Origin of the sequence: Peribacillus faecalis, assembly GCF_014712675.1 — a bacterium.
GTDB classification, from domain to species: domain Bacteria; phylum Bacillota; class Bacilli; order Bacillales; family DSM-1321; genus Bacillus_AD; species Bacillus_AD faecalis.
This window is the reverse complement of record NZ_JACXSI010000006.1, coordinates 31851-43232: the sequence shown is the minus strand read 5'-3', so window position 1 is coordinate 43232 and position 11382 is coordinate 31851. Positions and strand designations below refer to the sequence as shown.

The 11382-nt window shown below is 35.4% G+C and carries 7 protein-coding genes and 2 riboswitches; of the genes, 6 read left to right on the top strand and 1 reads right to left on the bottom strand.

What is annotated here, in order from left to right; translation table 11 throughout:
- Positions 1–183: 183 nt before the first annotated feature.
- Entirely contained in the window at positions 184–687 is a 504-nt protein-coding gene (locus IEO70_RS03440) for a hypothetical protein (RefSeq protein ID WP_190996955.1), read from the bottom strand.
- Between the two features lie 321 nt (positions 688–1008).
- Here IEO70_RS03440 and IEO70_RS03435 point away from each other — a divergent pair, with 321 nt between their 5' ends.
- From IEO70_RS03435 to IEO70_RS03405, 6 genes are all read left to right on the top strand, one after another.
- Positions 1009–1407 carry an outer membrane protein assembly factor BamD gene (locus IEO70_RS03435; RefSeq protein WP_190996954.1) on the top strand — a complete coding sequence of 133 codons (399 nt, stop codon included), beginning with the start codon at positions 1009–1011 and terminating at the stop codon, positions 1405–1407.
- A gap of 33 nt (positions 1408–1440) precedes the next feature.
- Complete coding sequence (locus tag IEO70_RS03430; RefSeq protein ID WP_190996953.1) at positions 1441–2013, top strand: hypothetical protein; 573 nt, start codon at positions 1441–1443, stop codon at positions 2011–2013.
- Positions 2014–2346: 333 nt separating this feature from the next.
- Positions 2347–2539, bottom strand: a riboswitch (cobalamin riboswitch).
- Positions 2540–2776: 237 nt separating this feature from the next.
- Positions 2777–3694 (top strand): LysR family transcriptional regulator, encoded by a 918-nt coding sequence (locus IEO70_RS03425; RefSeq protein ID WP_190997003.1) that lies wholly within the window; start codon positions 2777–2779, stop codon positions 3692–3694.
- A gap of 98 nt (positions 3695–3792) precedes the next feature.
- Complete coding sequence (locus IEO70_RS03420) at positions 3793–4896, top strand: 5-methyltetrahydropteroyltriglutamate--homocysteine S-methyltransferase (protein WP_190996952.1); 1104 nt, start codon at positions 3793–3795, stop codon at positions 4894–4896.
- Positions 4897–5014: 118 nt separating this feature from the next.
- Positions 5015–6361: an MFS transporter gene (locus tag IEO70_RS03415; RefSeq protein WP_328820859.1), complete on the top strand. Its 1347-nt coding sequence runs from the start codon at positions 5015–5017 to the stop codon at positions 6359–6361.
- A 730-nt stretch (positions 6362–7091) separates the two neighbouring features.
- Positions 7092–7281, top strand: a riboswitch (cobalamin riboswitch).
- Between the two features lie 168 nt (positions 7282–7449).
- A complete protein-coding gene (locus IEO70_RS03405) occupies positions 7450–11232 on the top strand; it encodes an InlB B-repeat-containing protein (RefSeq protein WP_190996950.1) in 3783 nt (1260 codons plus the stop codon).
- Positions 11233–11382 lie beyond the last annotated feature (150 nt).

The following is an 11382-nucleotide window of genomic DNA, read 5'->3' as shown; positions in this document are numbered from 1 at the left end:
GAACGGGGGGTTTTAGTTCAATAACAAGTATTTACAACAAAAGAAAACTCGCCATTTTTGGAGCGAGTTTTCTTTGTTTTATTTGCCATTTGCGATGTCAAAAGGACAGTCATTTCTAAGCATTTTTTTTAGAAATGACTCTCAAATCGGAACCCTTTACTTATTAAGCAGCCCTGTTTTATTTCATTGCTTCACGTATTTTAATTCCCTTTCAAATTGTTTTTGTAGACCTCCACTTTCATATTGCTCTATGTATTTAATAATTGATTCCCAAATGGCTACGTTCATTAATCCATGTAATCCATAATAATCAGACATACTGTCGTCAGTTTCTGTACGTTCCATCTTCTTTAGTTCTAGCATACGTTCAGCTAATTCTTTAAAACCTCTCAATGAGACTTCGTTTTGGAAGACCAATTCTCTATTTAAATTGATATTTTCAAGTTCTTGTTTATATTTATTAATTGTTTTAATTCTTGATTTTTCTGCCATATCAGCACTATATTGAAGAGGACCATAGCGGTAATCCGTTCTCCATCTAACAAAAGTATTTTCTGGAACTCCTAATTCTTTAGCTCCCTCCCATTTTTCTAAGCCTCTTTCTATACAAATCTCATACATAATATCCTTTAAGGGTTTGCGGAATTTTTGCTCGACCATTTCTTTATAGTCTTTGTTAGTTAACATTGATATTCCTCCAAAGTATTAGGATTAGACAAGAACATTCGTTCTTTTTATTATACAACTATACACCTTGTATTTAAAATAGTATGACTTATTTGAACCCCTTTTATAGCGGAAATTAAAAATTTTAAACAACGATTAAAAAGCTATTGAATTTGAATAAGTGAAGCGAGGAATATATAAATAATTTTATATTGTTTGCATTAAAGATAGCTCATCTTAATTTATAGAATTGGCTCTCCATATAAACTTGGTTTGGTAGGAATTTAGAAGTGGAATCGTATACTGGATTACATAACTACATACGGAGAGGATTTGTAACTTATGAGATTTAAACTTCTTACAAGTGTAATGCTCTTTGGAATGCTTTTCATTATTTCTGGGTGCAGTTCTTCGGATGACAAAGCTTACGAGACAGTGATTGAAAATGGGATGACTGCCATAGAAAATGAACAATATGTAGATGCCGTATCATCTTTTGAAAAAGCGGCTGGAGAGAAGAAAGAAAATGATGAAGCAGCTCCTTACCTCACTCAGGCAAAACTTTTACTAGATACAAAGACAGCGATGGAAAATGGTAATTATGATGAAGCTCTAACATACATAGAGAAAATTAATGAGATAGATGGACCATTAGATGTTGTCAAAGAAAAAGCAAACAAACTTGATGAGGAAATCCAAAAAGAACAAGCCTATCAAGTAGAAATTGATAACATTCGCTAATTAATTGGCGAGGGAGAATACGACCAAGCAGAGATGAAACTCACTACATTACAGAACCTTTTAGATGGAGAATCCGCATTTGAAGATCAGTTGGCATCCTTATCCGATTTAATTAAGGAAGGCAAGGGAAAAAAAGAAGCAGCAGCTAAAGCCGGACAAGACGAACCGACAGTCGATATCAAAGAAACTCAATATACATACAACACCTACTCAAACGCTCGGTTTGGCTTCTCTGTTAAGTATCCTTCCACTTTTTCAGGCGGGGTAGAGCCAACCAATGGGGACGGTACAACTTATACAGACGGTACTTGTACGATTACAGTCTACGCAGGTCATATGAACGTACTTGAAGATAATGAGACAATTGAAACGTATTATCAAAGAGAATTAGAAGCCATCGGTGACTCAGCTTCTCATCAGACCGTAAACGGGAATTCCTATGTAATTTCATATTTTGAGGGTGACACTATTGTCTTTCGTAAAGGAATTGCGCAAGATGGTATTATTTCAACTTTAATTATTGAGTATCCGGCTAGTTTATCGAGTCAGTATGATTCGATGGTTAATGAGGTTTCTGGATCATTTGAAGGTGGGTCTCAAGGTTAATCTAAATAACAAAAAGATGATTCTATGGATGCAAAATGCTTTGAAAAGAGGCTACCTTGACAGGGTAGAGGTCGCTGGTTCGAATCTAGTCGGAATCATCTCTTTTTAGAAGCTCCAATCTCTTGTGCTGCAAGGGGTTGGGGCTTTTTTGTATCTTGGCTAACGAAGCTATGTCCATGAGAAACTTCATTCCCACTCGCACGATTGAATACTATAACAATCGTACAGTAGATTCCGCTATCTCTCTCTCAAAGGGAAATAGCGAAAAATAGCAAAAGGCATTTGAGTAATCTGAACCTATTTGCCGTATTTTCTCTTTATTCCGATGAGGGGCAATACGATTAGATAAAGGTAGGTCGGACTCGTGCTTCTCTTTACTTTAGGAACCTTCCCATCTACAGAGTTTTTCTCCCTTTGACAGTGGTGTTATCTTATTTCATCAGCACATACAGTTGTGGAAACAGCTTGGGGATCACACCGAATTCTCTTTTAAGCCTAATTAGGCTCCTTTATCCTGCACTTCTATTTACTTAATTCCCGTAATATTATAATATTAGAATAATTTAGAAATTACAGATATTATCTCTTCAATTCTAATACTTATCTGTTTTTTTATAGAGACGCACTGTATTTTTGACATAGATGGATTAACTTCATATTCGGATACGCCGTCTTAAATCTATTTAGACCTAATTTAATTATTTAGTTCAAATTTGCATTTCATTTATATTAATAAAACATTTATAGAAAGAGGCATTAAATGATCACGTTGCAACAGTTAAAATACGTAATTGAAGTTTCAAGAAGTCGTTCCATTAGTAAGGCTGCGCAAAATCTATTTATTAGTCAGCCTAGCTTATCAAATGCAATAAAAGAGTTAGAAAATGAACTTGGTATTGTTATATTTTTAAGAACGAATAAAGGAATCATTTTGACAACTGAAGGATCAGAGTTTTTAGGCTATGCTCGACAAGTAGTAGAACAGGTTTCACTTTTAGAAAATCGCTATTCCAATACGCAACCATTACAGCAGCATTTCTCGGTATCTGCACAGCATTACGCTTTTGCAGTGAGTGCATTTGTCCGTTTATTAAAAGAATACAATCAGGAGGAATTTGAATTTACATTAAAAGAAACAAAAACGTATGAAATTATTGCTGATGTAAAAAACTTACGCAGTGAGATAGGGATTTTATATGTTAACGATTTTAATAAAAAAGTAATTTATAAGTTTCTTGAAGAGGGAAACCTAATTTTTCACCAGCTTTTCGAAGCGAATCCACATGTATTTATTAGCGCGCAAAACCCGCTTGCCAAGCAGGATTTTGTTACACTATCAGATTTAATGCCATATCCGTACTTATCTTTTGAGCAAGGCGACTATAATTCTTTTTACTTTTCTGAAGAAATTTTAAGTACGATTTCAAGACCTAAAAATATTACTGTAAGCGATCGCGCTACGTTGTTTAATCTATTAATCGGATTAAATGGCTATACGATTTCTACGGGTGTAATTAGTCATAAATTAAATAGTAAGGATATTGTAGCTATTCCTTTACTAGTTGACGAACGAATTACGGTTGGATACATAACGCATAAAAATGTGAAAAATAGCCCTTTAGCAAATATCTATATTGAGTATCTGAAGGCCTCCATTGAGGAGGAACGAAGTAAGGTATAGTTTTTACCTATAGCTAGAGATACATTTTAAGTGTTATATGATAGCGGAATTGTCATGATACACTCTCTTTACACTATTAATAGAGGGGGATACATATTATGACAGTAAAAACAATTACTTTACCATTTCGATATGATCAAGTAGGGAGCTTATTACGTTCTTCTAATTTGATTGAGGCACGCGAACAATATAAAGCTGAGGCTATTACTCAAGAACAATTAATAAATGTTGAAAATAATGAGATTATTCGCCTTATTGAAAAGCAAAAAGAAAATGGCGTATTAGCTATAACTGACGGCGAATTTCGTAGAAGCTGGTGGCATTTTGATTTTTTAGGCGGCTTTGATGGTGTGGAATATTATGAAAAAGATAAAGGATTAGACTTCCATAAAATGGAGACGCGTAAAGAAGGTGTTCGCATAGTTGGAAAAGTTGGTTTTACTACTCACCCATTCGTACAGCATTTTGAATTTTTAAAACAGCATGCAGGAGGGTCTGTTGTTAAACAAACGATTCCAAGTCCAAATATGTTGATTCGCCGCGTGGATATGAATGATAAGGTGTACCAGGATAAAGAAGAGTTTAAGCAAGATATCATTGCAGCTTATCAAAAAGCAATTCAAGCATTTTATGATGCAGGCTGTCGTTACCTGCAATTAGATGATACGGCGTGGGCAGATTTATTTTCAGCAGAAGGTCACGAGAAATTACGTGCCAAAGGGTTAGATCCAGCTGAGGAATTAAAGCTTATGCAGCAGATGATTAATGAAACAATTGCAAATAAACCAGAAGATTTAACGGTGACAATGCATATTTGCCGTGGTAATTATAAATCGAATTATTTTACAAGCGGTGGGTATGATTATGCTTCAAAAGTTATTTTTGGTGGTTTAAATGTTGACGGCCTGTTTTTAGAATTTGATGACGAACGTTCAGGTAGCTTTGAGCCATTAAAATATGTGAACCGTACAGATTTAAAAATCGTACTTGGATTAATAACATCTAAAGCAGGTGAATTAGAAGATAAAGAAAAAATTAAAGCACGTATTCAAGAAGCGGCTACGTATGTACCATTAGAGCAACTTTGCTTAAGTCCTCAATGTGGCTTCTCATCGACAGAAGAAGGCAATATCTTAACAGAAGAACAGCAATGGAACAAACTGCGCTTTGTTAAAGAAATTGCAGAAGAAGTTTGGGGATAATACATTTTTCGTAATGTTGGAATTTGTTACGAAAGTTAACAGATTTAAGTTGAATGCTACTATCTTTAGAGAGAGGTTTATATCTCAAAAGTGAGTTGGAGTGGCTATCTTGAATACAGTGAATCCTATTGAAATAGTTAATAAAAGCAAATTAAAAAGTTTTCATTATATTCTTATTGTTTGTATGTTTTTTATCATGATGTTCGATGGCTATGATGTTGTCATTTATGGCGCAACAATTCCGTTGTTAAAAGCAGATTGGGGAATTACGAATATCGTGGCAGGGTCTATAAGCAGTTATACTACAGTTGGTACAGCTGTTGGTGCAATAGTTTTTGGGCTATACGCAGATCGTTTTGGGAAAAAGCGCATCATTATTTTTACAATATTTTTTTTTAGTTTCTTTACATTATTATCTGGATTTGCAACGGAACCTATATTTTTTATTATTTGTCGTATTATTGCAGGGCTAGGTTTTGGTGGTGTCATGCCAAATGTCGCTGCATTAATTTCAGAATATGCACCGACAAAACATCGTGCTGCCATTATTTCATTTATTTTTTGCGGTTATTCCGTTGGCGCGATGATGGCATCATTTAGTGGGCAAGTATTTCTCGAGAAATTTGGTTGGCAACCAGTATACTGGATCGGAGGGTTACCACTACTTTTGTTACCACTTATTGCACGTATCCTTCCAGTATCGATTAATTCTTTAATGAAACAAAAGGACACAAAAGGTGTTGTCACAGTCCTTCGGAAAATTGAGCCAACGCTTTCAAAAGATGTCCAATTTACATATGTTGAGCAGGAACAACTACAAAAATCATCGGTTCGTGATCTTTTTAAAAATAAACTTGGTTTAAGTACGATGATGTTTTGGCTCTCTTGTTTCTGTGCATTTATACTAATGTATTCTTTAAATACATGGCTTCCAACATTAATGATGAATGCAGGCTATAATTTAAAATCAAGTCTTACATTTGTAGCAGTACTACAAATTGGGGCCATTATCGGAACAATGATATTCGGAAATTTCATTCAATTGCTTGGTTTTAAACGTGTTCTAATCCCACTTTATATAGTAGGGGCAATATCATTGGTGCTGATTGGCTACTCTCAAAATATTTATATCGCATACGGGCTAATTGCAGTTATTGGAGCTGCTTCAGTCGGATTACAAAATATGTCGAATGCATACGTAGCGGAGTATTATTCAGTCGATGTTCGAGCAGCAGCACTCGGTAGTACAATGGCATTTGGACGTATCGGTTCTATTGTGGCTCCAACTTATATGGGGATTCTATTAACCTTTAATCTCCAACCACAGTTTAACTTTTTTGCAATTGGTATTGCTGCTATTTTTGGCGCAATAGCTATGAGCTTTATTCGTGATGACCGTGCAGACTACGCAGTAGAGAAGCGAGTAACTTCTAACCAAGTTGTCCTTGATACTGCTGGGCATTAATATATAACTTGATAGAAGCTAATTTAAAACTTTATCCTGTGTTAAAGGGAACCCACTTCTTGATCTCGCGGGTAGCGATGAAGCTAGACAATCTATTGCTCAGTGAGGACATATAAACCAGTGGGCAGGTTATACTTTAAAAAGTTTTTTTACTTTTTCTAATTTGATAATGTTCCATTGCTATAATACAGCCGTTGCCTCTGAGATGACAAAATGGTTCAATACAAATTACCATGCAACCTTGATTTATCGGACTTAATGGACTGACTTTATACAAAAATAATGAATAAAAAACAACTCCTAAAATTGACAGGGTAGAGGCCGTGGGTTCGACTTAGGTTTATTTATGCAATCTGAATCTCTTAAATCCATTATTTCTAGGAATTCTGTGCAATTTTCTACTAGTCGGAACCCCGCCGGAATCAACATTTTTTAAACAATACATGTTGCAATTGATTAAGGAAAACAATCATGAATACAAATCGATTAATTTTTTTTAGAGTGAAAAACAAAAACGAGTTAGTTGGATGAAGCACTAAGAAGGCCAAATCAAACCATCTGGATTTCGTTTGGCCTTCGTTTCATAATTAATTTTTTCCGTGTAGTCTTTTAAACAAATAATGTTAGCAAAAAGAAGCGGTTCATAAAAACGCTGAAAAAGAAATTTGGAGAAAAAAGACTAAAGTTGTTGAAATTAGATTATTATTAATTTAAAATGAAAAAAGTTTAACAATTTTATAAATATTTTGGTTATTTGCTTGCGAGCAAATATGAAAAAGGAATCAGGTGAAAATCCTGAACGGACCGGCCACTGTAATAGGGAGTGACTTCCAATAAGCCACTGGTGTAAAAACTGGGAAGGCGGAAGAAACGTTTAAAATCCCTTGAGTCAGGAGACTTGCCAAAATATTAGGTTTAGCAGCACCTTCCTGGATATAAGGTATGCATATGTAAGTCTGGAAATAATATATTTTCAGAGTATTGATTACATACGTATGAAGTTCTTATCTGGTAAAGGTAAGAGCTTTTTTTATTGGCTGGGAATCATATAGAAGTTGGTGTTGAGAGAAAAAGAAGGGGGAGAGATTTTGAATACTAATAGAAATTTTAGTAAAAAGCTATTTTCAATCTTGATAGTATTAACCTTAATATTATCGATGATGCCGATTCAACCATTTGCGAAGACAGCATTTGATCCTAAAGAAGATCATAAGCAGTTGGACTTACGCTTTTGGGAAGATGAGCAGCCCGATATAGGGTTTTATATTAATGCTTCATCACGTTACATTTTGGAGACGGTTACAGAGCCAAAGATGGGTTCAACTTTTGGTGAATGGTCCGTTATGGATTTATTGAGGGGGATGTACACAGGCTATGATTACATCAATTACATTCCCGAAAATTATTTTGAGAAGTATTTACAAGGGATTGAAGGTTATGTAATCGGGAAAAAGGGAGAACTTGACCGCAATAAATCGACTGAATGGTCAAGGCTAATATTAGCTCTTTCTTCATTAGGCTATGACATTACAAATGTCGGTACACCCGGTGATTATCTACTGACTTATACTACTTGGAATACGGGCATTGTGAATGCTGTTCCTATATCCGGGAATTCAATAGTGTTAAAGAATCCAGAGAAAATTTATCTTAATGCATTGAATGATAAAACGAATAAATATACAAATCAATACGTTGAATTTCCGGCTGGTAAATACAACTTGGATCAAGAAGCTAATACGATTACTGACGAATCCGGTAATGTTTTCAAACTAAGTACTGTTAATCAATTTGTTACAATTGAAAAAGGCTATGATTTCATAGATAAATTATCAAAATCTTATAAATTTTCATACAGACAAGGGATTAATGGTCCAATTTGGGTAACAATCGCGATGAATACAGGCGGATACGATTTATATGAGGATGAAACAAATGCTGATGTCAACACAGTTGGAAAAATGATTGGCTATGTTTTAAGTAAAGAAATTACACAAAAAGATGGAACGATTGGTGGCTGGGCGCTTTCAGGCGCTAGTCCGGATCCTGATATCACAGGGATGGCATTGCAAGCGTTAGCTCCTTATTATTTAGACAGAACAAAATTTGAAGCAGAACTAGTATCTTTTGTGGATACTAAAGGAAATAAAGTAAAGGACTATACGTACGAAGAATTCGCCCAGGCAGTAGAAAGAGCCATTTATGTACTTTCGTTAATTCAAAGAGAAAACGGAGGTTACGCTAGTTTTGGATCTGTTGGCTCAGAAAGTATCGTACAGGTCATTACAGCACTTACTGCTTTAGATATCGATCCTTTACAGGAAAATATTGAATTAAAGCATATTGGCAAGACAATTGATTTTATAACAGAAGGAAAAGAGTATGAAGGTGTTTTCACAAACAATATGATTGATGCATTGCTTACATACTGGGCGAATGGAAGTGGATCATCGCCAGAAGTGGGCGGTTTTAAACACGTAACTGCAGGTTATGATGGCGGAGGCGGTTCTGGAACAGGCGTCAATGCGATGGCAACAGACCAAGCGCTATATGGACTTATTGCTTATGATCGCTTTTTAAAGGGCGAAAATGATTTATATGATATGACCGACATGACGAGCGGACAATATAAAGGGATGAAGGCAACAAAGTTTACAGCTCAATACGTATCAGTTGATGAAGAAGTAATAGATACAAAAGAGTATTCACCATATAGTGTAATGGAAATTCGAGAAGGCCATAAGGTGAATGGTAAGGAATTTGTTGGATGGAATACGAAGGCTGACGGAACGGGTGCAATGTATAAACCGGGAGAACGACTATCGACTCCAAATCATGAAATCAAATTGTATGCACAATACAAAAACACAGATTATGCGATAAGCTACGAGTTGAATGGCGGTCACTTAATTAATGAATCAGTACAGGGAAAATATACAATAGCAGATTCCGATATCGTACTACCGGTGGCAGAAGAAATGGCATATGAGAATCATACATTCAGCGGCTGGTACGATAATGCAGAGCTGACAGGAGAAGCAATATTGGTTATACCATCCGGAAGTTTAGGAGACCGACAATACTTTGCGAAATGGATAAGTGATGAGGATATAGCGAAAGAAGTTATCGAACAGATTGCCAAACTACCTCAACTAGAAAAACTTACGTTAGAGGACCAAGAAACTGTAAAAGTAGTAAGGCAATTATATGATCAATTGACAGACTCTCAACGAGTGTTTGTTACAGACTATGACGTTTTAGTCGCAGCGGAGGCAAAACTATCAGAGCTACTGGAAATTCAAGAAGAGCAAGCAACAGCTAACTCAGTAATTACATTAATTGAGAAACTTCCTGCAGCTGATTCTATTTCATTAGTCGATCAGGAAAGCGTACAAGCAGCAAGATCAGCATTTAACAGATTAACAGTAACGCAACAAAAATGGGTGTCAAACTATGAAACTCTTTTGACATTGGAGTCAAAATTAGTGGAATTGGGGCTAGAGGTCGACCAACAAATGAAAGACCAAGCTGCTGCAAAAGTGGTATCGGCAATTATTGATAAATTGCCGGAGGAAGCTAATGTAACTTTGGATTATCTTACACAGGTAGAAGAAGTTAAAGCACAATTTGCAAAATTAACAACGGAGCAACAAGCTTATGTTGAAAATCATGGCAAATTAATTGCTTTAGAATCAAAACTTATTCAATTGCTAAAAGAAGCAGAGGATAAAAAAGCTGCAATAAAAGTGATAGAACAAATCAATTCTTTACCGAAAGAGTCAGCTATCAGCATAGAGAGTGAATCGGAAATTTTGTCAGCGAAAGCAGCGTATCAAAACTTAACATCTGCTCAACAGCAGTATGTAACAAACTATGACTTGCTCGTAGCGATTCAATCTAAGCTTGACGCATTAATCAAACAAGCAGCGGAACAAGCTATTGCATCGGAGAAGTTGCTGATTGCGGGTAAAATCTCTAAAAATATTTCATTAACTGCTTCCGGAACTTCCGATGTTGTTTATGGGCCAGAAGAAGGAACGATCGAAGTTACAGGGGATGTTGTCATTAATGGAGATGCTAACGGAAAAATCACCTTAAGAAATACAACAATTAAAGGGAATTTATTTGTTAACACACCGAATGCATCTGTTGTGATAGAAGACAGCACTAAAGTTGATGGTGATACAACAATTCAAAATGTAGCAATTCACACATTGACAAATAACGGTCAATTAGGAGAAGTCATTATTTTAGACAAAGATGGCACGAGATTTATTAATAATGAAGGGGCAAATGTTGGCACAGTAGTTATTAATACTCCTGGTGATGTCGTTATTGGAGGGAATATTACATCCGTTATTATTGAACAAGCTAATACCGTTAAGATTATGGAATCTTCTACTATTACAAATTTAACTGTTAATGCTGAAGTAACTCTAGAAATTGCAAAGAAAGCAGTAATAGAGAATTTAAAGGCAGAGGCAAAAGCAACAATTAATGGAGAAGGTATAGTAAACAATATTACCGGTTCTCAGTCAACTTCTATTATTCAAGATAAAAATAGTGCAGATAAGGAACCGGAAACAAATAACAACCAAGAAAAAGTAGAAGAACCAGAAATAAATAATAATCAAGAAAAAGTAGAAGAAGCAGTAACGAATAGTAATTCAGAAAAGTCAACAAATGATGGACAAGCTCAGTCAATGAATGAAGACAAATCCTCTTCTGAGAGAAAGGAAACAAAAACTACAGGTTCAGGATCAAAACTTCCGGAAACAGCTACAAATTATTTCAACATGCTGTTAATAGGTGTTGTATTAGTACTAGTTGGAAGCGTTGCTTATTTCTCTCGTAGAAAAAAACTGGATTAATAGTTTTTAGTAAGAAAATCTAGGATGAATTAGTTTTTAACGGGTTCGGATTGTCGTATTTTTACGATGATCCGAACCGATTATAAAGTGATCTTATATTGAATAAATATCGTCACTTTGAATAGGGATGGTCTTTATTCAATATATGAT